This is a genomic window from Enterococcus sp. DIV1411a, assembly GCF_050531945.1.
In the GTDB taxonomy this organism is placed as follows: domain Bacteria; phylum Bacillota; class Bacilli; order Lactobacillales; family Enterococcaceae; genus Enterococcus_B; species Enterococcus_B faecium.
Window position 1 is genome coordinate 762,013 of record NZ_CP172892.1, and the last position, 22,230, is coordinate 784,242.

24 protein-coding genes are annotated in these 22,230 nt (G+C 38.9%); 23 read left to right on the forward strand and 1 reads right to left on the reverse strand.

What is annotated here, in order from left to right:
* The first annotated feature begins 11 nt into the window (after window positions 1-11).
* The 22 genes from prfB (at window position 12) to IGJ87_RS03745 (ending at window position 19,573) form a co-directional block, all read left to right on the forward strand.
* Window positions 12-1,113 (forward strand): peptide chain release factor 2 gene (gene prfB, locus IGJ87_RS03640; RefSeq protein WP_096948712.1). Its coding sequence is split into 2 segments (ribosomal slippage): window positions 12-83 and window positions 85-1,113, totalling 1,101 coding nucleotides; the frame shifts between segments, so codons are not numbered across the junction.
* A gap of 104 nt (window positions 1,114-1,217) precedes the next feature.
* Complete coding sequence (ftsE, locus tag IGJ87_RS03645; RefSeq protein ID WP_002292768.1) at window positions 1,218-1,904, forward strand: cell division ATP-binding protein FtsE; 687 nt, start codon at window positions 1,218-1,220, stop codon at window positions 1,902-1,904.
* A complete protein-coding gene (gene ftsX / locus IGJ87_RS03650; RefSeq protein ID WP_002294981.1) occupies window positions 1,897-2,781 on the forward strand; it encodes a permease-like cell division protein FtsX in 885 nt (294 codons plus the stop codon). Before ftsE ends, ftsX begins: the two co-directional genes overlap by 8 nt.
* A gap of 151 nt (window positions 2,782-2,932) precedes the next feature.
* A complete protein-coding gene (cls, locus tag IGJ87_RS03655; RefSeq protein WP_002300487.1) occupies window positions 2,933-4,381 on the forward strand; it encodes a cardiolipin synthase in 1,449 nt (482 codons plus the stop codon).
* A gap of 336 nt (window positions 4,382-4,717) precedes the next feature.
* Window positions 4,718-5,575, forward strand: a complete 858-nt coding sequence (locus tag IGJ87_RS03660; protein ID WP_002292763.1) for a phosphate ABC transporter substrate-binding protein PstS — start codon at window positions 4,718-4,720, stop codon at window positions 5,573-5,575.
* Window positions 5,576-5,689: 114 nt separating this feature from the next.
* Window positions 5,690-6,610, forward strand: a complete 921-nt coding sequence (gene pstC, locus IGJ87_RS03665; RefSeq protein ID WP_002292761.1) for a phosphate ABC transporter permease subunit PstC — start codon at window positions 5,690-5,692, stop codon at window positions 6,608-6,610.
* Window positions 6,610-7,494, forward strand: a complete 885-nt coding sequence (gene pstA / locus IGJ87_RS03670; RefSeq protein WP_002294978.1) for a phosphate ABC transporter permease PstA — start codon at window positions 6,610-6,612, stop codon at window positions 7,492-7,494. Before pstC ends, pstA begins: the two co-directional genes overlap by 1 nt.
* A gap of 14 nt (window positions 7,495-7,508) precedes the next feature.
* Window positions 7,509-8,315 (forward strand): phosphate ABC transporter ATP-binding protein PstB, encoded by an 807-nt coding sequence (gene pstB, locus IGJ87_RS03675; RefSeq protein ID WP_002289486.1) that lies wholly within the window; start codon window positions 7,509-7,511, stop codon window positions 8,313-8,315.
* A 15-nt stretch (window positions 8,316-8,330) separates the two neighbouring features.
* Window positions 8,331-9,089: a phosphate ABC transporter ATP-binding protein PstB gene (gene pstB / locus IGJ87_RS03680; RefSeq protein WP_129150170.1), complete on the forward strand. Its 759-nt coding sequence runs from the start codon at window positions 8,331-8,333 to the stop codon at window positions 9,087-9,089.
* Between the two features lie 12 nt (window positions 9,090-9,101).
* A complete protein-coding gene (gene phoU / locus IGJ87_RS03685) occupies window positions 9,102-9,779 on the forward strand; it encodes a phosphate signaling complex protein PhoU (protein WP_010723432.1) in 678 nt (225 codons plus the stop codon).
* A 222-nt stretch (window positions 9,780-10,001) separates the two neighbouring features.
* Window positions 10,002-10,379, forward strand: coding sequence for a hypothetical protein (locus IGJ87_RS03690; RefSeq protein ID WP_002322849.1), 378 nt, complete (start codon window positions 10,002-10,004; stop codon window positions 10,377-10,379).
* Entirely contained in the window at window positions 10,340-11,032 is a 693-nt protein-coding gene (locus IGJ87_RS03695) for a YibE/F family protein (RefSeq protein WP_010726177.1), read from the forward strand. Before IGJ87_RS03690 ends, IGJ87_RS03695 begins: the two co-directional genes overlap by 40 nt.
* The gene (locus IGJ87_RS03700) at window positions 11,029-11,796 is read left to right on the forward strand and encodes a YibE/F family protein (RefSeq protein WP_002294975.1); all 768 of its coding nucleotides are present in this window, start codon (window positions 11,029-11,031) and stop codon (window positions 11,794-11,796) included. The genes IGJ87_RS03695 and IGJ87_RS03700 overlap by 4 nt, the downstream gene beginning before the upstream one ends.
* A 99-nt stretch (window positions 11,797-11,895) precedes the next feature.
* Entirely contained in the window at window positions 11,896-13,464 is a 1,569-nt protein-coding gene (liaX, locus tag IGJ87_RS03705) for a daptomycin-sensing surface protein LiaX (RefSeq protein WP_002289495.1), read from the forward strand.
* 296 nt (window positions 13,465-13,760) lie between these two features.
* Window positions 13,761-14,081, forward strand: coding sequence for a PspC domain-containing protein (locus IGJ87_RS03710; RefSeq protein WP_002294972.1), 321 nt, complete (start codon window positions 13,761-13,763; stop codon window positions 14,079-14,081).
* A complete protein-coding gene (locus tag IGJ87_RS03715) occupies window positions 14,081-14,431 on the forward strand; it encodes a phage holin family protein (RefSeq protein WP_002289566.1) in 351 nt (116 codons plus the stop codon). Before IGJ87_RS03710 ends, IGJ87_RS03715 begins: the two co-directional genes overlap by 1 nt.
* A gap of 166 nt (window positions 14,432-14,597) precedes the next feature.
* Window positions 14,598-15,536 (forward strand): HPr(Ser) kinase/phosphatase, encoded by a 939-nt coding sequence (gene hprK / locus IGJ87_RS03720; RefSeq protein ID WP_002289568.1) that lies wholly within the window; start codon window positions 14,598-14,600, stop codon window positions 15,534-15,536.
* 14 nt (window positions 15,537-15,550) lie between these two features.
* Window positions 15,551-16,381 carry a prolipoprotein diacylglyceryl transferase gene (lgt, locus tag IGJ87_RS03725; protein WP_002289570.1) on the forward strand — a complete coding sequence of 277 codons (831 nt, stop codon included), beginning with the start codon at window positions 15,551-15,553 and terminating at the stop codon, window positions 16,379-16,381.
* A gap of 43 nt (window positions 16,382-16,424) precedes the next feature.
* Window positions 16,425-17,450, forward strand: coding sequence for an NAD(P)H-dependent glycerol-3-phosphate dehydrogenase (locus IGJ87_RS03730; RefSeq protein ID WP_002325831.1), 1,026 nt, complete (start codon window positions 16,425-16,427; stop codon window positions 17,448-17,450).
* Window positions 17,451-17,464: 14 nt separating this feature from the next.
* Window positions 17,465-18,403, forward strand: coding sequence for a UTP--glucose-1-phosphate uridylyltransferase GalU (galU, locus tag IGJ87_RS03735; protein ID WP_002289574.1), 939 nt, complete (start codon window positions 17,465-17,467; stop codon window positions 18,401-18,403).
* A gap of 124 nt (window positions 18,404-18,527) precedes the next feature.
* A complete protein-coding gene (locus IGJ87_RS03740) occupies window positions 18,528-18,968 on the forward strand; it encodes a DUF948 domain-containing protein (RefSeq protein WP_002289575.1) in 441 nt (146 codons plus the stop codon).
* Window positions 18,969-18,970: 2 nt separating this feature from the next.
* Window positions 18,971-19,573 carry a YtxH domain-containing protein gene (locus IGJ87_RS03745; RefSeq protein WP_002294968.1) on the forward strand — a complete coding sequence of 201 codons (603 nt, stop codon included), beginning with the start codon at window positions 18,971-18,973 and terminating at the stop codon, window positions 19,571-19,573.
* A 58-nt stretch (window positions 19,574-19,631) separates the two neighbouring features.
* Here IGJ87_RS03745 and IGJ87_RS03750 read toward each other — a convergent pair whose 3' ends face one another.
* Window positions 19,632-20,738 carry an aminopeptidase P family protein gene (locus IGJ87_RS03750; RefSeq protein ID WP_002294966.1) on the reverse strand — a complete coding sequence of 369 codons (1,107 nt, stop codon included), beginning with the start codon at window positions 20,736-20,738 and terminating at the stop codon, window positions 19,632-19,634.
* A gap of 209 nt (window positions 20,739-20,947) precedes the next feature.
* Between IGJ87_RS03750 and ccpA the strand changes: the two genes are divergently transcribed.
* Entirely contained in the window at window positions 20,948-21,949 is a 1,002-nt protein-coding gene (gene ccpA, locus IGJ87_RS03755) for a catabolite control protein A (RefSeq protein ID WP_002291653.1), read from the forward strand.
* The last annotated feature ends 281 nt before the right edge of the window (window positions 21,950-22,230 follow it).

Genomic DNA, 22,230 nt, shown 5'->3' on the forward strand with positions numbered 1-22,230 from the left:
AAGGAAAAAACATGGAAATATCCGAAATTCGAAATCTCCTGACAGAAATGCAGGAAAAGGTCACAAGTTTCAGGAGGTCTCTTTGACTTAGATCAGCTGGAAGAAGACATCGCGGAAGCAGAAGCAAAAATGGCTGAACCTGGTTTTTGGGATGACAGCGAAGCCGCACAAAAAGTGATCAGCGAAAATAACGCTAATAAAGAAACCTATGACCAATTCCATTCTCTTGCCGAAGAACTAGAAGAAATCGAATTGATGGTGGAGATGCTGCAAGAAGAACCTGATGCAGCAATGCAGGAAGAAGCAGAAACACGTATCAATGCATTAGATGAAAAAATGAAGACGTATGAATTATCTATGCTGTTAGACGGACCTTATGATCGAAACAATGCGATCGTCGAATTGCATCCAGGGGCTGGCGGAACGGAGTCCCAAGACTGGGGCAGCATGCTTTTACGTATGTATACACGTTGGGCAGAGCAGCATGGCTATCAAGTAGAAACACTAGATTATCAAGCAGGTGATGAAGCAGGGATCAAGAGTGTGACCCTGCTGATTAAAGGACACAACGCTTTTGGTTATCTAAAATCAGAAAAAGGTGTTCATCGCCTTGTACGGATTTCGCCTTTTGACTCAGCGAAACGACGTCATACTTCTTTTTGTTCGGTAGATGTGATGCCAGAGCTTGATGAAACGATCGATATAGAAATCAATCCAGATGATTTGAAAATCGATACGTACCGAGCAAGTGGTGCAGGTGGTCAGCACATCAATAAAACAGAATCTGCTGTACGGATCACTCACTTGCCTACAGGAACAGTAGTAGCTAGTCAGGCACAACGTTCACAATTGAAAAACCGTGAGCAAGCTATGGGGATGTTAAAAGCTAAGCTTTATCAATTAGAAGTGGAAAAGAAAGAACAAGAAGCAGCTGCACTTCGAGGAGAACAAAAAGAAATCGGCTGGGGTTCACAGATCCGTTCTTATGTTTTCCATCCCTATTCTATGGTAAAAGACCATCGGACAAACGTAGAGACAGGAAATGTCCAAGCAGTTATGGACGGTGACCTTGATTTATTTATTGACGGCTATTTAAAAATGCATCTACAATAAGAACTCATTGTTAAATTGAAATAAAATTGTAAGATTTTGCAAGCATGTTGAAACATTGCCATGCTATAATAGCTAAAGACTGAAAAAGATATGGAGAGAACGCCATGATTGAAATGAAGGATGTAATGAAGAAGTACTCAAATGGTACGACCGCTATCCGCAATCTCTCGATTGTCATCGAACAAGGAGAGTTTGTCTATGTGGTTGGTCCGTCTGGAGCCGGTAAATCTACATTCATCAAATTGATGTATCGAGAAGAAAAAGCTTCAAAAGGAACTTTGAACGTCGCAGGTCATGATCTAATAGCAATCAAAAACCGCGAAGTTCCTTATCTACGCAGAGAAATCGGCGTGGTGTTCCAAGACTATAAATTATTACCAAGAAAAACAGTATATGAAAATGTTGCGTACGCTATGCAAGTTATCGGCAGAAAACCTCGAGATATCAAAAAACGAGTAATGGAAGTGCTGGACCTTGTTGGTTTGAAACACAAAGTTCGAGTCTTTCCTAGCGAATTATCCGGTGGGGAACAGCAACGTGTCTCTATTGCTCGGGCAATCGTGAATACGCCTAAAGTACTTATCGCGGATGAACCGACAGGAAATCTGGATCCAGAAAACTCATGGGAAATCATGAAATTATTAGATCGGATCAATGCCCAAGGAACTACTGTCGTGATGGCTACACATAACAGTACGATCGTAAATACGATTCGGCACCGAGTAATTGCTATCGAAAACGGCCGCATTATTCGAGATCAAGCGGAAGGGGAATATGGATACGATGATTAGAACCTTTTTCCGCCATTTATTAGAAAGTATCAAGAGTTTGAAACGTAACGGCTGGATGACAGTTGCTTCAGTCAGTGCGGTAACGATCACGTTGACTTTAGTCGGTGTATTCATGGCAGTTATCATGAATGCAACTAAATTAGCTCAGGATATAGAAGGAAACGTTGATGTATCTGTATTCGTAGATATCGGTACAAAAGACGAAGAGATGAAAAAGCTAGAAAAAGAATTGAATGACTTAGATCATGTTAAAAAAGTTGAATTTTCAAGCAAAGAACAGGAATTGAAAAAAATCCAAAACGAAATGGGTGATTCCTGGAAATTGTTTGAAGGTGACAATAACCCGTTATATGATGTGTATGTAGTAAGTGCTACTGATCCTTCTTATACAAAACAAGTAGCAGAAGAAGCAGCAGATTTGAAGAATGTTTCTCGTTCTGATTACGGTGGAGCTTCCTCAGATCGGATTTTCCAAATCGCTGGTGCAGTTCGGACATGGGGATTAGTTGCAGCGGCATTGCTGCTGTTCGTAGCGATGTTTCTCATTTCGAACACGATTCGGATCACGATTTTGTCTAGACAGCGTGAAATTCAAATCATGCGTTTAGTCGGTGCAAAAAATGGATATATTCGCTGGCCGTTTTTCCTTGAAGGTGGCTGGATCGGTCTGATCGGTGCGATTCTTCCGATTTTGATCATCACATTTGGTTATGCATGGTTTTTCCAATTGATCAATCCATCATTATTACGTTCCCATTATTCATTGATTCATCCACAAAATATCGTTTGGAAAATCAATCTTTTAATGGTCGGCATTGGTGTGATCATTGGTTCACTTGGCTCGATCATTTCTATGAGACGTTTCTTGAAATTCTAATACCACAATATAAATAAAATGAGAAAGTTGGACAGTTTCGTTCCAGCTTTCTTTTTTTATTGGCTAGGAGAATAGAAGGAAGCGGCTTTTTTCCCTTTACTTTAAAAAACAACTTGGGTATTCTTAAGTTGGTAGAAGAAGAGGTGAAGCCGTGAAAATTATCGTTGACAATTTTTTTACGATCCTTTTGATTATGAATATTTTGCTTTCCTTTATCATCGTTTTTCGAGAAAGAAAGGAAACTGCTCAAACATGGGCATGGCTGCTCGTTTTGATGTTCATTCCAGTTGTAGGATTTATTTTATATATTTTTTTAGGAAGAGGGATTTCCAAAGAGAAAATTTTTGATTTGAAGATCCAAGGGAAAATCGGTAAGAACCTGGAAATTGAAGAAGACAAACAGGCATTGATGCGAGGGCTTTATCCTCATCCGCCTACTGGACAAGTAGATGTGAAACAATTGATCTATATGCTCACGGTATTTGAAAGTACGCTCTATACGACTAAAAATGAAATCACTTTATTTACAGATGGTCGTGAAAAATTCGATGCGCTGATTGAAGATATCAAGCAGGCAGAAGACCATATCCACTTCCAGTATTATATTTATCGCAGTGATGCATTAGGTGAAGAAGTTCGAGATGCATTGACAGAGGCGGCAAGACGAGGGGTAAAAGTCAGAGTCCTTCTTGATGCATGGGGTTCCACACAAGTTTCTTCCAGCTTTTTTCAGAATTTGAAAAAAGCAGGCGGAGAAGTCGCATTTTTCTTTCCTCTATTTGTTCCGTATATTAATCCTCGGATCAATTATCGCAATCATCGTAAAATCGTAGTTATTGATGGGAAAATCGGATATACAGGTGGGTTCAATGTTGGAAATGAATATCTAGGATTGGTAAAGAAATTTGGTTATTGGCGAGACAATCATTTGCGTATTTACGGAGAAGCGGTGTATACCTTGCAAAACCGTTTTTTGATGGACTGGAATTCTCAGCATACAAAAGAAGTAGGCTATTCTCCCAAATTTTTTCCGTCCATTCACACTACTGGTGATATAGCTGTTCAAATCGTGACAAGCGGACCAGATACCGAACATGAACAAATCAAAATGACTTATTTGAAAATGATTTCGTTAGCCAAACGGGAGATATTGATCCAAACGCCTTATTACATACCGGATGGATCGATTCATGAAGCACTGAAGTTGGCTCTTCTTTCAGGCGTAAAAGTTCATATCCAAATACCTAACAAACCAGATCATCTTCTCGTTTACTGGGCAACGTATTCTTTCGCTGCAGAGCTGATCGAGTATGGAGCAAGGATCGAAACATATGAGAATGGATTTATTCATGCAAAGACGATGATTATCGATGGTGGCATTGTTTCAGTTGGCTCAGCAAATATCGATGTTCGTTCATTTCGCTTAGACTTTGAGGTCAATACACTGGTTTATGATGAACGAATGGCTTCACGTGTAAGAAAAGCTTTTTTTGAAGACTCGAAAATTTCTACGCATCTCACAAAAGAAATGTATGAAAACCGAGGAATAATCATCAAGATGAAAGAAGGATTAGCAAGATTGATTTCGCCGCTCCTTTAAAACATAAAAAGGACATGAGAACCATCAACAGATGGAGATCTCGTGTCCTTTTCTAACGGGGCCATTTCTGAGAGTACGTCAGAAATGGAGAAAGCGTCTCGCATGAGCGAAATTAACTTTGGGGTATCTCTTGTTTTTTGGGGAAAGCAAGAAATAAGCTAATATATGCTATTAAAAGAGACACATTTCAAAGCCAGTATAGCATAGAAACTTTTAATGAGATAGTTTTTTTTACAATTATGAGAATTTATTTTGTTATTTAATGATTTTGATTCGTTTTCATCAAGTAATGAAAATGATAAAATAAACATACTTTAGGATTAAAGGAGATTTCTAATGAAAAAACTTAAATTATTCTTACCAATAATAGGATTAGCCATTCTTTTATCAGGCTGTTCAAAGTGGATTGATCGAGGAGAATCCATTACGGCTGTTGGCTCTTCTGCTTTACAGCCTTTAGTAGAAACAGTTGCTGAAACTTACCAGACAGAAAATCCTGGAAAATTCATCAATGTACAAGGGGGCGGAAGCGGAACTGGTTTGTCTCAAGTACAGTCAGGAGCAGTCGACATCGGAAACTCTGATTTGTTTGCGGAAGAAAAATCGGGGATCGATGCCTCAGCATTAGTCGATCATCGAGTAGCAGTTGTTGGGATCACTCCTATTGTGAACAAGGATATTGGCGTAAAAGACATCAGTATGGAAAACCTGAAAAAACTATTTACAGGCGAGATCAAAAACTGGAGTGAAGTCGGTGGAAAAGATCAGCCAGTAGTTATATTGAACCGCGCTTCAGGAAGCGGAACCCGTAGCACGTTTGAAAAATGGGTATTGGACGGAGAAACAGCTGTTCAGGCACAAGAACAAGATTCAAGCGGAATGGTGCGCCAGATCGTTGCCGACACACCCGGTGCAATCAGCTATGTTGCTTTTTCTTATGTTTCCGATGATGTAGATACGTTGAATGTTAACGGTGTAGAACCGACAGATGAAAATGTGACAACGAACAAATGGACGATTTGGGCATATGAGCATATGTACACAAGAGATCATCCAAAAAAACTGACAAAAGAATTTTTAGACTATATCTTATCTGATGAAGTACAAGATAACATCGTTGGAGAACTAGGTTATATCCCTGTTTCTCATATGAAAGTCGAACGTGATTGGCAAGGAAATATCGTTAAAGAGTAATCTTTACACAAAATTTACAAACTTAGCTAAACTTTTACATGTTATTAAAACCAAATTGATGTTCAATTTGTACACTGAGTGAGTATGTTAAACCTGATTAAGGGGGAGTCATCTGTGGAAGATGTGAAAAAAGTATTATTAACAAAATCAAAACGTTCAAAAATGGAACAGCGTGGAAAATTCATCAGTTTTTTATGTATCGCGCTGATCGTGTTGGTTGTATTATCTATTTTTTATTTTGTAGCTAGTAAAGGATTGGCCACCTTTTTTACTGATAAGATCAATGTATTTGATTTTCTGTTTGGTACAGATTGGAATCCAAGCCAAATCGGAGCAAATGGGAAACCAATGGTAGGGGCATTGCCTATGATCACAGGTTCGTTTATTGTGACCTTTTTATCTGCTATCGTTGCCACGCCATTTGCCATTGGTGCAGCAGTATTCATGACGGAGATCTCTCCTAAAAACGGAACGAAGATCTTACAGCCGGTCATCGAGCTGCTTGTAGGTATTCCTTCTGTCGTTTATGGTTTTATCGGTTTATCAGTTATCGTGCCTTTTGTCAGAAGTATTTTTGGCGGGACAGGGTTTGGTATCTTAGCTGGTACATTTGTGTTGTTCGTTATGATCTTGCCGACTGTCACAACGATGACTGTTGATGCATTAAAGGCAGTACCACGGCACTATCGGGAAGCTTCATTAGCGCTTGGTGCCACAAGATGGCAAACAATCTACAAAGTCGTGCTACGAGCAGCCGTGCCCGGGATTTTAACAGCAGTCGTTTTTGGTATGGCTCGTGCGTTTGGTGAAGCCTTAGCTATCCAAATGGTCATCGGTAATGCAGCATTGATGCCAACAGGACTTACTACTCCTGCTTCTACATTGACGTCCATCTTAACAATGGGAATCGGAAATACAATCATGGGAACAGTTGAAAATAATGTGTTATGGTCATTAGCGCTGATCTTGCTATTGATGTCATTATTCTTTAATATCGTGATCCGTATGATTGGGAAGAAAGGAGAGCTGAAATAATGAACGCAAAACGCTCAGATAAAATTGCTACAGGTGTTTTATATATAGTTTCGGGGATCATCGTATTGATTTTAGCAGCTTTACTACTTTATATCTTAGTTCGGGGAATACCGCACATTTCATGGTCCTTCTTGACCGAACCTTCCAAAGCCTACCAAGAAGGCGGTGGAATCGGGATCCAGCTATTTAACTCGATTTATTTGCTTTTGATCACGATGATCATCAGTTTTCCTATTTCTTTAGGTGCGGGTATCTATCTTTCAGAATATGCTGGAAAAAACTGGCTAACAGATGTGATTCGCACGTCGATTGAAATCTTGAGCTCGTTGCCTTCTGTCGTTGTCGGTTTATTCGGTTTCTTGGTTTTCGTTATTCAATTCCAGTATGGTTTCTCGATTATTTCTGGTGCATTGGCTTTGACTGTATTCAACTTGCCTCTTTTGACTAGAACAGTTGAGGAGTCTTTACAAGCGGTCCATTACACACAACGAGAAGCAGGATTGGCCTTAGGTTTGTCACGCTGGGAAACAGTGATGAAAGTGGTGGTTCCAGAAGCGACACCAGGGATTTTGACTGGTGTGATCCTAAGTTCTGGAAGAATTTTTGGTGAAGCAGCTGCATTGATCTATACGGCTGGACAAAGTGCACCTGCGTTAGATTTTACGAACTGGAATCCATTAAGTGTTTCAAGCCCGATCAGCATTTTCCGTCAAGCTGAAACATTAGCTGTCCATATTTGGAAGATCAATACAGAAGGCACGATGCCTGATGGTGTTTCTGTTTCGGCTGGCGCTTCTGCCGTGTTGATCATTGCTGTTTTACTGTTCAACTTCGGCGCTCGTGCGATTGGCAAACGATTATACCGAAAAATGACTTCAGCCTAAGGAGAAGAAGCAAAATGAAAAAATATAACTGGAATGAAACAAATGTCATCACCATGCCAAAAGAGAAAGAAGTAGCACTATATACGGATGATCTACATGTCTGGTATGGCGACAATGAAGCAATCAAAGGAGTGGATCTGGAATTTGAAAAAAATAAGATCACTGCACTGATTGGTCCTTCCGGCTGCGGAAAATCTACGTATCTTCGTTCGTTGAATCGAATGAATGATGGGATCGCTAATACGAAAATCACTGGGAAAATCATGTATCAAGGCGTAGATATTAATGCGCCTCAAGTGGATGTTTATGAGATGCGCAAACGGATTGGCATGGTTTTTCAACGTCCTAATCCGTTCAGCAAGTCGATTTATGACAATATTACATTTGCTTTGAAACAGCACGGCGAAAAAAACAAAAAGAAATTAGATGAAATCGTTGAAACAAGCTTGAAACAAGCTGCCTTGTGGGACCAAGTAAAAGACAGCTTGGACAAAAGTGCCTTGGCTTTATCTGGCGGGCAACAGCAACGTTTATGCATTGCTCGTGCGATCGCGATGAAACCTGATATCTTGCTGCTAGACGAGCCGGCAAGTGCTTTGGACCCTATTTCGACAGGAACGGTTGAAGAAACACTTGTAAACTTGAAAGAAGACTATACGATCATCATCGTGACGCATAACATGCAACAAGCAGCTCGTATCAGCGACTATACTGCCTTTTTCTATCTAGGAAAAGTAATGGAATATGACAAAACTAACAAGATATTTACCAGACCAAAAATTCAGGCAACCGAAGATTATGTGTCCGGTCATTTTGGTTAAGACGGAGGCCTCAACATGACAAAAGAAATTATTTCATCTAAAGATCTTCATCTGTATTATGGAAAGAAAGAAGCACTAAAAGGGATCGATCTAAGTTTCAATCAAGGGGAAATCACTGCGATGATCGGTCCTTCTGGTTGCGGAAAATCCACTTATCTGCGTTCTTTGAACCGGATGAATGACCTGATTCCGAATGTAACGATCACCGGAAGTGTTTTATATAAAGACAAAGACATCTATGGTCCAAAAACAGATGTTGTTGAACTAAGAAAAGAAATCGGCATGGTATTCCAGCAGCCAAACCCATTTCCTTTTTCTATCTATGAAAATGTCATCTATGGATTGAAATTAAAAGGGGAAAAAGATAAAAAAGTCCTTGATCAAGTAGTTGAAGAAAGCCTGAAGGCAGCGTCTGTTTGGGATGATGTGAAAGACAAATTGCATAAAAGTGCTTTATCTTTATCCGGCGGGCAGCAGCAGCGTGTATGTATCGCACGTGTTTTGGCAGTTAATCCGGAAATCATCTTATTGGATGAACCAACAAGTGCGCTTGATCCTGTTTCTACTGGGAAAATCGAAAGTATGCTGTTAGAATTAAGAGAGCGGTATACGATGATCATCGTGACCCATAATATGTCTCAAGCTTCACGTATTTCAGATAAGGCGGCATTCTTTTTAGATGGTCACTTGATCGAATACAACGATACGAAGAAGATATTCATGAATCCAGAAAAACAAGAGACAGAAGATTATATTTCAGGTCGATTTGGATAAGGAGGAAACGGAATGCTACGTACACAATTTGAAGAAGAATTGCTGAATCTCCATAATCAGTTCTACGAAATGGGGATGATGGTGAGCAGCGCCGTGCACAAGTCAGTTCGTGCATACATCAAACACGATAAAATCTTAGCCCAAGAAGTTATCGAAAACGATATAAATATCAATAACATGGAAACACGCTTGGAGAAGAAAAGTTTTGAAATGATCGCATTGCAACAGCCAGTTACAACTGATTTGCGTATGATCATTACGGTCATGAAAGCTAGCTCGGATTTAGAACGTATGGCCGATCATGCGGTGTCTGTTGCTAAATCCACGATTCGCGTAAAAGGGCAGACGAGAATACCGGAAATCGAAAAAGAGATCTCCGATATGTCCGATTATGTGAAAAAAATGGTGGACAACGTCCTAGTTGCTTATGTCAAAACAGACAAAAAAGACGCACGTACGATCGCCAATATGGATCAAAGAGTCAATGACTATTTCAATCGAATCTATAATGCAACAATCAAAAATATGCAGGAAAATCCTGAGACAGTCATCAGTGGAACAGACTACTTGAATGTTGCCAGTTATCTAGAACGGATCGGAGACTATGTGACAAACATCTGTGAATGGATCGTCTACTTGGCTACAGGGAAAATCACTGAGTTAAATACGAACCACAATGAGATTTTCTAAACTGAAGCTGTGATTATGCCGTTTGTTTATGAAAAGAGGTTGTGAAAAAGCTGTTCTACATCAAGTAATAAGAACAGTCAAACAAAAAATAGCTCCTCATATTTTTCGTTTGGCTGGACTTATTACCGCAGATGCAAGCTTTTGAACACCGTTTATTCGGGAAAGGGTTTGTGACAAAACATGTCACAAACCCTTTTCATCATTTCATAGAAAGGATAAAGAATGCAAAAAAAAATTAGCATCATCACTATATTTTTTATTTGTGTGCTTACTTCATGGGTTATTCAGCATCAAGCCGCTTTATATGAAGTACCTGTCATCGAGATAGAAAAAGTACGAATAAAAGAGGATCATCAATTGATTACAGGAAAACTGATGAACACGGATCAAAAAGGAGAATCGATTTATTTATCGGTTCCTTATCAAAAAAATCAAATAGAAACAGCAAATATAAAAGCGAGACAAATGTATCTAGTCCAAATGCATGGAGATGAATGGCAGCTAGTAGCAAAAAAAATGATGGCTGGCTTTTCTTCTTCACAAGTATCTTCATTGGCGCCATGTTGCTTATTAGCGGAAAACAGGGTCTATTTGCTTTAGGAAGTCTCATCATCAATATCGTTTTACTTTTACTTTTGTTGCTCATCTTTACTAAAACAGAAGGGATTTCTCTATTAAATATATCTATCCTGTTCGTCGTTATAGGGATGATTATTAGCATATTGGCTTTAGATGGATGGAATAGAAGCAGTATAATCAAAATTTCAGCTGCAGTTACGAGTGTTTTTTTAGCATTTTTTATTTGTCTTTTGACAATGAATCATTGGAAAGACCAAGGACTGCGCTATGAGGAACTGAATTATCTGACACGACCGTATCGTTCTGTTTTTCTTTCTAGCGTACTGATTGGAACAGCTGGAGGAACACTCGATACCGTTATCATAGTCATTGCGACATTAGAAGAATTGACTAAGCGACAACCAGAAATAACAGCGAAACAGTTATGGCTTTCAGGAAGGCAAGTGGGTCGAGATGTGATTGGCTCGATGACCAATATCCTTTTGTTCGTCTATATCAGTAGGTCAGTTCCATCGCTTCTTTTATATTTAGGAAATCAATGGTCGTTCAAAGAAACGATAGAACAGCATTTATCATTGGAATTTTTACGCGTCATTGCTGGCAGCTTAGGAATAGTATTATCGATCCCTATCTCGGTCCTCTTTTTTCTGACTGTAAGGAGGCTGAAACGATGAATGTACTTATTATACTTGTTGGGATTTTAGCAATCAGCGTGCTACTTATTGGCGGTACGCAAGGTATGTATATTCTTTTAGGCTTATTCATCAATTTAGGGATCTTTTTCCTGTTGTTATTCGGTTATCATCAGAAGTGGCCGATACTGGCATTGTCGGTCATAGGATTTTTATTGATTGCTGTGGTTATCTTATTTTTTATCAACGGTTATAATCTAAAAATGCGTGCAGCTTTTGTGAGTATACTGATCTTTTTATTTTGTTTCCTACTATTGCTTCCTATCACTGATTTTTTAGCGATCCAAGGTTTTACATCGGTAGAACTAGAAGAATTATCTGGCTTAGATAAGACTTTAGCGATTGATTTTAGATTACTTACGAGATCGTTGCTTCTGATTAGTCTTAGTGGTGCTGTTTTAGATGCTAGTGTAGCAATTTCTAGTGGGACATTCGAAGTATATCAGGCAAATCCGCAATTATCTTTTTACCAATTGCGCCATTCTAGTTTCGCTATTGCTAAAAAAATATTGGCGTCAACAGTAATGACACTTCTTTTTGCATTCATGGGAAGTTCTTTAGCGTTGATCCTCTGGTTTATTGATTTAGACATTCCTTTTCAGCAAGTGATCAATGAAAAATCATTTGTTCTAGAATATACGATGGCTATTCTTACCACATTGTCCGCACTACTTGTTCTTCCTTTAACCTGCGTGACTACAGCATATCTCTTTACAAAAAAGAAAGAACAACTCAAGATGGAGTAAAAGTTACAACTTAAGTCCTATGACATTTTTACTGAATCAGTGCATAATATGGATGTAAGGAAAAGCTTGCAAACAATTTTGCTTAAGGAGGCAATTTCCATGAAAGAAAGAGAACGTATTTTAGATTTAGTGAAAAAAGGAATCCTTTCGACTGAAGAAGGCTTAGATTTATTAGAAAGCATGGCAACTGAAAAAGACGAAAAGCAAATAAAAAAAGAAGCAGACAAGGTAACTGCTAGTCATAAAGAAAAAGATCAGGCAAGTCAATTGATCGATAAACTTGAAAACGGCGAAGAAGAAATTTCTGAGCCAGTTGATCCAAAGGAAAGAGAAAGACAAGATCAAGAAAACTTAGAAAAGATCTTAGATGAACTAGCAACTGAAGCGAATAAAACTTCGGCGCGTCTAGATGAAGTAAATGCTCAATTCGCTGACAATAAGGCAGCACGCAATGAGAAACAGGAAGCATTGATGCAGCTGAATACAAAAGAAGAATTAGGCGAGTTGACAGAAGAAGAATTAGCACAGCGTCAGACGTTAGAAGCAGAAATCAAAGAGTTAGAAGCTAGTGGCGATACACTGTTAGAAGAACAATTGAAATTAGAAGCAGAATTAAAAGATATCCGTAAGAATCAATGGTCTGAGAAAAAAGAAACGTTTACTGATAAGTTTGAATTGCCAGATGATTGGAAAGATCAAGCAACAGATACACTGAATCAAGTAGGCGAAAAAATGTCAGAAGCTGGATCACAGTTAGGAAAATTCTTGAAGAAAACATTCCAAACTGTTTCAGAAACAGTGAATGATAACATGGAATGGAAAGATGTCAGCTTACGTGTCCCTGGGATTGCGACAACGAAATTTGAGCATGAATTTTACTATGAAGCTCCTGCAGCAAGTATCCTTGATATCAAGGCAGCAAACGGAAACGTGACGTTAAAAACGTGGGACAGCAACGATGTGAAAGTTGAAGCTAAGATCAAACTTTACGGAAAAATGGGTGCTGAACCATTTGAAGCATTCTCTGAACGGAGCCAGATTGAGGTTAATGAAGATCATATCTCCTTCCAAATTCCAAATAAACGTGTGCGTGCAGACCTTGTTTTCTACTTACCTAAACGAGTATACGACCACGCAGCTATTAAACTTCTAAATGGCAACATCATGATTGAAACATTGGAAGCTAAAGATATTTATACAAAATCTACGAATGGTAACATCATCGTGGACCAATTAACTGCAACGATGCTGGAAGTAGAAGGTGTAAACGGCAATATCGATATTCGAAACGGGAACATCTTAGATTCTATTATCGAAACAGTAAATGGTACAGTGACATTTGGTGCGACAGCAGAAAATCTTTCTGTGTCTTTAGTAAATGGTGATGTACGTCTTACGATTAAAGAAGATAATTTGAAAAAAGTAGAAGCAAGTTCAGTGAACGGAAATGTCAAAGTCGCTTTACCAGATGGCATCGGTTTGGAAGGACATGCTAAAACAAGTCTTGGAAGTATCAATAGCCGTCTGTCCAATTACGAAGTAGTTCGTGAGAAAAAAGAACGGACAAACCAAATGTTGCAATTCCGTCGTGTTTCAGATGGTGAAATCGCGCAAGTGCAACTTTCAACGACAACAGGAAGTATCTATTTAAAAGATACAGATAAATAAAGAGGTTGTGAAAGAGATGTTCAGCCTTGAGCAATAAGAAGCGATTTTGTAAAATAGCTTCCCCTATTTTACAAAATTGTGCCTTATTGCCGATAGGCTATCTCTTGAACACCGTTTACCAAGAGATTATGAACTTGCCACTTATCGCCGAGTCACAAGGAATAATTTCAAAAAAAGCTCGTCACGTTTTATGAATATGGTAATTTGTGACCGAGAATTTTGCAGAGAGACACCGATTAAGAAGAAGGTTGTCACAACGATTTTCTTCATTTAAAATAGTAGAACAGAGGTGAGACATGATGAAAAAAAAGTTGACAAAATCCAATAAAAATGTTGTTTTGACAGGGACTTTAGCAGGAATAGGAGAATACATCGGGATTGATCCGACTGTTATCCGTGTGCTTTATGTATTCCTGAGCTTAGTTGCTTTTGGAAGTCCAATCATTTTATACATTTTATTAGCTTTGATTATCCCATCTGCGCGTTCTGCACGAACAAACTATGGACATAACAATGCATATTATGAAAAAAACAATTATCGTGAACAAACTCGTGAACAAACAAAAAAACGCAAAGAAGCGGAAAAAATCGATGATGACGAATGGAGTGACTTTTAATGTCGTACTTTCAACGTATTTTAGTTAATACGTTAACATTCATATCATTGGCTGTTCTTTTTCCTGCGATGGTCCATGTAAGCAGTATTTGGACGGCCGTTCTTGCCAGCTTCGTATTGTCTGTGTTGAATATGTTTGTCAAACCGATTTTGACGATACTGTCCCTGCCCTTTACATTAGTCACATTGGGATTGTTTACGTTTGTTATCAATGCAGCGATTCTTAAAATGACCTCCTTTTTTGTGGGAGCAGAACATTTTAGTTTTTCTTCATTCGGTGCAGCGTTGTTAGTAGCTATCTTGATGTCGCTTGTCAATGTAATTGTCAGCGAACATAACAGTAGAAAATAAAAGAAAGCTGTGCCGAACTATCGGCGCAGTTTTTTTATTTAGAATCAGGAATGCGTTTTCTATTACATTGGTAATTAAATAAAAACGTTTTTTTTAATTGGTAGTACTTTTGGCTAGACAATGATAAAATGATAGAGAACACTCTAATAGAAATGAGGTAGCATGAATGTCAGAAGTTGTAAAAGTTAGCCAATTAGTGAAAAAATTATCTTTGGAAATCGTGACAGGCGACGAGAAAAGCTTAGACCGTGTCATCGTAACTGGGGACATCTCACGCCCAGGACTAGAGTTGACTGGTTATTTTAATTATTATTCCCATAATCGTTTACAGCTATTTGGCAGTAAAGAAATCAGTTTTGCGGAACGGATGATCCCAGAAGAGCGTTTGATCATCATGAGAAGATTATGTAGTGAAGATATGCCCGCATTTATTATTTCAAGAGGATTACCGGCTCCAGAAGAAATGATCCAGGCAGCAAATGAAAATGGGATAGCTGTACTGCGTTCTCCCATCTCAACTTCTCGTTTATTAGGAGAATTATCCAGTTATTTAGATGGTCGCCTTGCCCCTCGAACAAGTGTCCACGGTGTTTTAGTGGATGTTTACGGATTAGGTGTACTGATTCAAGGTGACAGTGGGATAGGAAAAAGTGAAACAGCGTTGGAGTTGATCAAACGCGGTCATCGATTGATCGCAGACGATCGAGTAGATGTTTATCAGCAAGATGAATTAACGGTGATCGGAGAACCGCCTAAAATCCTGGAACATCTAATTGAAATCCGAGGAATCGGGATCATTGATGTAATGAATCTTTTTGGTGCGAGTGCGGTACGTGGCTCTATGCAAGTCCAGTTGGCTGTTTATCTGGAAGCATGGGCAAAAGATAAGAAATACGACCGTCTGGGCTCTGAAGACACGACCGTTGAAATCGCGGAAGTGGGCATTCCACAAATAAAAATCCCTGTCAAAACAGGACGAAACGTTGCAATCATCATTGAAGTAGCCGCGATGAATTTCCGTGCACGTACAATGGGCTTTGACGCAACGAAAACATTTGAAGAAAGATTAAGTCGCTTGATTGAAGAAAACTCAGGCAACGACTAGCAAGGAGTGACAATATGTTAGCACAAATCAATCGAGTTGCTTTTGAGCTTGTAGGGATTCCTATCTACTGGTATGCATTGATCATCGTATCAGGTATCATTATCGCCATGTGGCTTAGCAGCAGAGAGGCTGTTCGGGTAGGATTAAAAGCAGATGATGTGACAGATTTTATGTTGTGGGGATTGCCTATCTCCATTATTGGCGCTCGCTTATATTATGTTTTATTTGATCTTCCCCAGTATATAGCTGATCCAATCCAAATATTCAATATCCGTTCAGGAGGCTTAGCTATTTATGGCGGACTGATTGCAGGCGCGATCACGCTGTATTTTTTTACTAAATATCATTTTATTTCTTTGTGGACTTTTTTAGATATCGCTGCACCAAGTGTATTATTAGCACAGGCAATCGGTCGTTGGGGAAATTTCATGAACCACGAAGCATATGGACCAGACACGACGCGAAGCTTCTTAGAAAGTCTGCATTTACCGCAATTCATCATTGATAATATGTATATCGAAGGGATCTATCGTCAACCAACATTTCTTTATGAATCACTTTGGAGTTTGATTGGATTTATTTTGCTTTTGTTTTTACGAAAGAAACCACACCTTTTGAAAAAAGGCGAAGTCCTTTTATGTTATCTAATGTGGTATAGTTTCGGGCGTTTCTTTATTGAAGGATTACGTACAGACAGTCTTTACTTTTTAGGTGTGATCCGTATTTCTCAATTATTATCTGCTGTGTTATTTGTCGGTACATTGATTCTATTTATTTGGCGCAGAAAAAAAGGAAATTTACCGGATTATGACCGCTCATTAGGAAAAAATCAACAAATTATCTGATTTTTAGAGCGTTAAAAATGAAAAAAATTTCAGGAGTGGTAAAATGAATTATAGAGTAGCGGTTTTAGGACCAGGCTCTTGGGGTACTGCTTTGGCACAAGTCCTCGCCGAAAACGGACATGACGTTCGGATTTGGGGACATCGTGCTTCACAAGTAGAAGAAATCAACACCCAACACACGAATCAACGTTATTTACCAGATCATTATCTACCCGATTCCATCCAAGCATTCACCAATATGGAAGATGCAGTAAAAGACGCAGATGCGGTGCTATTCGTCATTCCAACGAAAGCAATACGTTCTGTTGCAAAAGAACTAGTGCCTAAATTGAATACAAAGCCAGTGATCATCCATGCAAGTAAAGGATTAGAACAGGGAACACATAAAAGGATCTCTGACATCTTGTTAGAGGAAATCCCAGCAGAAAAAAGAAAAGCTGTTGTTGTTCTTTCTGGACCAAGCCATGCAGAAGAAGTAGCGAAACATGACATCACTACGATCACAGCTGCAAGTACAGATGCAAAAGCAGCAAAATATGTACAAGAGCTGTTCATGAATAATTATTTTCGGATCTATACCAATCCTGATGTGATCGGTGTAGAGATGGGGGCAGCTTTGAAAAATATTATTGCTATTGGTGCTGGCGCTATTCACGGCTTAGGGTTTGGCGATAATGCAAAGGCAGCAATCATGACGCGCGGATTAGCTGAGATCAGCCGTTTAGGTGTAGCAATGGGTGCCAACCCGCTGACCTTTATCGGATTAAGCGGAGTAGGCGATCTAGTCGTTACTTGCACAAGTGTTCATTCTAGGAACTGGAGCGCAGGCAACTTGTTAGGACAAGGGCAGCCCCTAGAAGAGGTGCTAGCCAATATGGGAATGGTCGTTGAAGGTGTGAATACTACTCAAGCAGCGATGGAACTAGCCCAAATAATGGAAATCGAAATGCCCATCACTCAAACAATCTATGAAGTGCTGTATGAACAAAAAGAAATCAAAACAGCCGCAAAAGAAATCATGTTACGTGATGGGAAAAAAGAAAATGAATTCTCATTAACAATTTTTTGAAGGAGCGAATGTATATGAAAGTCAAAAAAGCAGTTATTCCAGCAGCAGGATTAGGAACAAGATTTTTACCAGCAACAAAAGCTATGGCAAAGGAAATGTTGCCAATTGTTGATAAACCAACAATCCAGTTCATCGTTGAAGAAGCGTTGAAATCAGGAATCGAAGACATCTTGATCGTTACAGGAAAAGCTAAACGACCAATCGAAGATCACTTTGATTCAAATATTGAATTAGAAACAAACCTAAGTGAAAAAGGAAAGACCGAATTATTGAAATTAGTAGAAGAAACGACAGATGTCAACTTGCATTTCATCCGTCAATCTCATCCAAAGGGTTTAGGACATGCCGTTCTTCAAGCAAGAGCCTTTATTGGAAATGAACCGTTTGTCGTTATGCTAGGCGATGATATCATGGAAGATGAAGTACCATTGACACAGCAATTAATCGATGATTACGAACGTACTCATGCTTCTACGATCGCCGTTATGCAAGTTCCTCATGATGAAACTTCAAAATACGGAATTATCAATCCAGGAGAAGTATTGGAAGATGGGTTATACAATGTCAAAAACTTTGTTGAAAAACCAGATCCAAGCAAAGCACCAAGTGATTTAGCTATTATTGGACGTTACTTATTGACTCCAGAAATTTTTGATGTATTGTCCGAGCAACAACCAGGAGCCGGAAATGAAATCCAACTAACTGACGCAATCGATACATTGAATAAAACACAACGCGTATTTGCCCGTAAATTCACAGGTAAACGTTACGATGTCGGTGACAAATTTGGTTTTATGAAAACAAGTATTGAATATGGTCTAACACATCCAGAAGTAGGTGCACCTTTACGTGAGTATATCCTGTCTTTAGGTAAAACATTAGAAGCAGAAGGAAGCAAGATCGATCATAATCCAAAAGGAATAACAGAAATCAAAGAAGAAAAGAAAAAATAACCCTTTTTTCTAACGAGCTTCAGCTGCTAATTGAATAAAAAGTAGTTGAAGCTCGTTTTTATTTGTTTAAAAAACACGAAAATGCTATCCTTATAGAAAAGAGAGACAAGAAGGGAGTTTGATCATGTCAGGAGGAGAAATTGCAGGATTGATCGCAGCAATCGCCTTTGCGATACTTGTCGTTTTTATCGTTCGTGTGTTGTTGCAAGTTTCTAAAACTTTAGAAAAAGTAGATCAGACTGTAGCAGAAGCAAATACGACGATCGAAATCGTCACAAAAGACGTAGATCTTTTGTCTAGACAAGTAGAAGGCTTGCTGGTCAAAAGTAATGAACTGCTCTTGGATATCAATGGAAAAGTCGCAACGATCGATCCATTGTTCACAGCAGTTGCTGATTTAAGTGAAAGTGTATCAGAACTTAATCATTCTAGTAAAAACATCGCGACGAAAGTCGGCGGAATCGGTAAAACGACAGCTAAAGCGACGGTTGCCGGAAAAGTCGGTGGGACAGCGATGAAATTTTTTAAAAACAAAAAACATACTGAAACGACAGGAGGAAAATAAAAATGGCTAAAAAAGGTGGATTTTTATTAGGTGCAGTAGTCGGAGGAACAGCCGCAGCAATCGCCGCGTTATTGTTAGCACCAAAATCTGGTAAAGAACTTCGGGATGAATTAGCTGCCCAAGCGGATGATTTGATGGATATGGCTTCAGATTACACAGATATGGCGAAAGAAAAATCGACTGAGTTAACAGGTATTGCAAAAGAAAAAGCGCAAGATCTTTCTCAACAAGCAGGTGATCTAGCAGGTAGTGTCAAACAAAAAGTAAGTGAATCAGCAGATGAAGCAGGAAGTGAATCTGACGATATCTTGTTAAATCTTAAAGAACAATCAGCTGACTTATCTAATCGTTTCAAAAAAACGGCAGAAGATATGAAAAAACCTGCAGATGAATTAGGAAGTATTGCTAAAGATACTTCAGAAGATATCATGATTGATGTAAAAGACGCTGCTGGTAAAGCAGGAGATACTGTCAATGAAGGAATGTCAGAAGCAAAACCAGTTGCAGATGACACAAAAGAAATGATGAAAATGGCAAAAGAAGATGCGAAAGAAGCTAAAAAAGAAATAAAAGATACAATGACAGATTCATCTACAAATCACTAAAATCACAAATTTATAGAATAAAAAGGTGGGAGCGGACTAGCTCTCACCTTTTTTACTCTTATTTTTCTAAAACAAGTAATTCTTTTGGTGTAGTCGTGAATGGCACACAGCCATCGCTTGTCACATATACACAGTCTTCGATACGTACCCCTACTTTTTCAGGAATATAGATTCCTGGTTCAAGAGAGAAGCACATCCCTTCTTCGATTACTAAGTCATTTCCTTCTACAAGGGAAGGGAATTCGTGGACGGTTGTTCCGATCCCGTGACCTAAACGGTGATTGAAATATTCGCCGTAGCCATAGCTGTTGATCACGTTTCGTGCGATTTGATCAAGTTCACCTGCTGTCACACCTGGACGGACGGCTTCTTGTGCGGCAAGCTGTGCTTCAAGAGTGATGTTGTATATTTTTTCTTGGAAGTCGGTTGGTTTTTGATAAGCAATTGTACGAGTAGCATCACTGCAATAGCCATTCCAAACAACGCCAAGATCGAATAACACAAGTTCATTCGGTAAAATCTTCGTGTTTCCTGGTGTACCATGAGGGCTTGCAGCATTTGCTCCTGCAAGGACTAATGTGTCGAAAGACATTTGTGAAACACCTTGTTTTTTCAATTGGTATTCGATTTCTGCAATGATCGCTTGTTCAGTCACGCCTTCTTTCACTGCTTTAAAGCCAATCTCAAATGCAACATCGGCCCATTTACCAGCTTCGATCAGTTTGTCTTTTTCCTCTAGAGTTTTGATCAGTTGTAGACGTTGGATGATGGAAGTTAGATCAGTGTAAGAATCCGTTCCCGTCAAGATATCAGAGATAGCATCGAAGCGCTCGACAGTCAAGGCGTTCTTTTCAATCCCTACATTGCCAGGCTGACCATAGCGAGCACGAAGTTCTTTTCCGATGATCTCCCAAGGGTTTTCGCTGTCTAAATAGCCACGGACATCATACGCCCAACTACTGTTTTGAGCATCTTCAACTTCCAAAGCAGGAGTGAAAAGGAAAGGATCTTGTTCAAGAGGGATAAAAAGAGCTAGTACACGCTCATGAGGATCACTTTCGTATCCGGAAAAGTAAGCGATGTGGCCAGGGTCGCTGATATAAGCCAATTCGACTTGGTGTTGTGCCATCCATTGACGTAGTTCATTGATTTTTACGTTATTCATTTGGCAACCTACTTTCTAAATTAATTTTGTATTCAATAATTGTACCACTGATTTATTAAAAGACCAACGTTTTAAAAACTGAAAAAAGTAAAAATTTTCATGAAAACAGAGATAAAACGGTTGCAATTCTTGAGATTATTTGATATTCTATTTTAGAAATGTAAGACGTATTTTCAGAAAACATATAAAATATGAATAGGAGAACACAAATGGAAAAGCAAACAATCACTATCTATGATGTAGCGAGAGAGGCAAATGTTTCGATGGCTACTGTTTCACGTGTCGTAAATGGCAATCCAAACGTTAAACCAGCAACAAGAAAAAAAGTCTTGGAAGTTATCGATCGCTTGGATTATCGTCCAAACGCAGTTGCGCGTGGCTTGGCAAGTAAGAAAACAACAACAGTTGGTGTAATCATCCCTGATGTCAGCAATATGTTCTTTGCTTCTTTAGCACGTGGTATCGATGATGTGGCAACAATGTACAAATACAATATTATCTTAGCAAATTCAGATGGCAACGACCAAAAAGAAGTCAATGTATTGAATAACTTACTGGCTAAGCAAGTGGACGGCGTGATCTTCATGGGTCACCATATCACAGACGAAATCCGTGGAGAATTTTCACGTTCAAAAACTCCTGTTGTATTAGCTGGCTCTATTGATCCAGATGAACAAGTAGGTAGCGTAAACATTGATTATGTATCCGCAACAAAAGATGCAGTAAACAAATTGGCAAAAAGCGGCAATAAAAAAATCGCTTTTGTCAGTGGTGCGTTGATCGATCCCATCAATGGACAAAATCGTCTGAAAGGCTATAAAGAAGCATTAAGCGAAAATAACCTACCATATAGCGAAGGATTGATCTTTGAAGCACAATACAACTTCAAAGATGGTCTATCTCTAGTCGATCGGATCCATAATAGCGGTGCAACAGCTGTCTATGTTTCAGATGATGAATTAGCCATCGGTATTTTGGATGGTTTATTAGACCGTGGCGTGAAAGTACCGGAAGAATTCGAAATCATCACAAGTAACAATTCACTACTGACAGAAGTAGCTCGTCCTCGTTTAACAAGTATCACACAACCATTATACGATTTAGGGGCGGTATCTATGCGCCTATTGACGAAAATGATGAATAAAGAAGAAGTCGAAGAAAAAACGATTATCTTGCCTTATGGAATCGAAGAAAAAGGATCTACAAAATAATAAAAGGACAACCATTCAGAGGTTGTGTGCCTGCCGTTTAACTCTGCGTTACAAGGAGCAATTTCAAAAAACAGCATCTCATGTTTGATGAATATTGTGACTCGTGATTCGGAGTTGGCAGGAGAACACCGTTTATTTGGGAAAAGGGGTTATGACAAAATTTTGTTATAATCCTTTTTTTGTGTTTTAAAAAAGAGAGAAAGTGGTTGAAATTATATTTATCGTATATAAAACAATCCGTGTATAGATGCTGTATTTTGTTCACCATCATCAAAAAAATA

What these genes read in the sequence shown, in the direction of transcription:
- pstB (WP_002289486.1), top strand. Translation starts at nt 7,509, where the DNA reads ATGAAAAAATATAACTGGAATGAAACAAATGTCATCACCATGCCAAAA.
- IGJ87_RS03715 (WP_002289566.1), top strand. Translation starts at nt 14,081, where the DNA reads ATGTCGTACTTTCAACGTATTTTAGTTAATACGTTAACATTCATATCA.
- IGJ87_RS03745 (WP_002294968.1), top strand. Translation starts at nt 18,971, where the DNA reads ATGGCTAAAAAAGGTGGATTTTTATTAGGTGCAGTAGTCGGAGGAACA.
- galU (WP_002289574.1), top strand. Translation starts at nt 17,465, where the DNA reads ATGAAAGTCAAAAAAGCAGTTATTCCAGCAGCAGGATTAGGAACAAGA.
- lgt (WP_002289570.1), top strand. Translation starts at nt 15,551, where the DNA reads ATGTTAGCACAAATCAATCGAGTTGCTTTTGAGCTTGTAGGGATTCCT.
- phoU (WP_010723432.1), top strand. Translation starts at nt 9,102, where the DNA reads ATGCTACGTACACAATTTGAAGAAGAATTGCTGAATCTCCATAATCAG.
- IGJ87_RS03730 (WP_002325831.1), top strand. Translation starts at nt 16,425, where the DNA reads ATGAATTATAGAGTAGCGGTTTTAGGACCAGGCTCTTGGGGTACTGCT.
- IGJ87_RS03700 (WP_002294975.1), top strand. Translation starts at nt 11,029, where the DNA reads ATGAATGTACTTATTATACTTGTTGGGATTTTAGCAATCAGCGTGCTA.
- IGJ87_RS03740 (WP_002289575.1), top strand. Translation starts at nt 18,528, where the DNA reads ATGTCAGGAGGAGAAATTGCAGGATTGATCGCAGCAATCGCCTTTGCG.
- IGJ87_RS03710 (WP_002294972.1), top strand. Translation starts at nt 13,761, where the DNA reads ATGATGAAAAAAAAGTTGACAAAATCCAATAAAAATGTTGTTTTGACA.
- IGJ87_RS03695 (WP_010726177.1), top strand. Translation starts at nt 10,340, where the DNA reads ATGTTGCTTATTAGCGGAAAACAGGGTCTATTTGCTTTAGGAAGTCTC.
- liaX (WP_002289495.1), top strand. Translation starts at nt 11,896, where the DNA reads ATGAAAGAAAGAGAACGTATTTTAGATTTAGTGAAAAAAGGAATCCTT.
- IGJ87_RS03690 (WP_002322849.1), top strand. Translation starts at nt 10,002, where the DNA reads ATGCAAAAAAAAATTAGCATCATCACTATATTTTTTATTTGTGTGCTT.
- IGJ87_RS03660 (WP_002292763.1), top strand. Translation starts at nt 4,718, where the DNA reads ATGAAAAAACTTAAATTATTCTTACCAATAATAGGATTAGCCATTCTT.
- ccpA (WP_002291653.1), top strand. Translation starts at nt 20,948, where the DNA reads ATGGAAAAGCAAACAATCACTATCTATGATGTAGCGAGAGAGGCAAAT.
- pstB (WP_129150170.1), top strand. Translation starts at nt 8,331, where the DNA reads ATGACAAAAGAAATTATTTCATCTAAAGATCTTCATCTGTATTATGGA.
- pstA (WP_002294978.1), top strand. Translation starts at nt 6,610, where the DNA reads ATGAACGCAAAACGCTCAGATAAAATTGCTACAGGTGTTTTATATATA.
- hprK (WP_002289568.1), top strand. Translation starts at nt 14,598, where the DNA reads ATGTCAGAAGTTGTAAAAGTTAGCCAATTAGTGAAAAAATTATCTTTG.
- ftsE (WP_002292768.1), top strand. Translation starts at nt 1,218, where the DNA reads ATGATTGAAATGAAGGATGTAATGAAGAAGTACTCAAATGGTACGACC.
- ftsX (WP_002294981.1), top strand. Translation starts at nt 1,897, where the DNA reads ATGATTAGAACCTTTTTCCGCCATTTATTAGAAAGTATCAAGAGTTTG.
- IGJ87_RS03750 (WP_002294966.1), bottom strand. Translation starts at nt 20,738, where the DNA reads ATGAATAACGTAAAAATCAATGAACTACGTCAATGGATGGCACAACAC.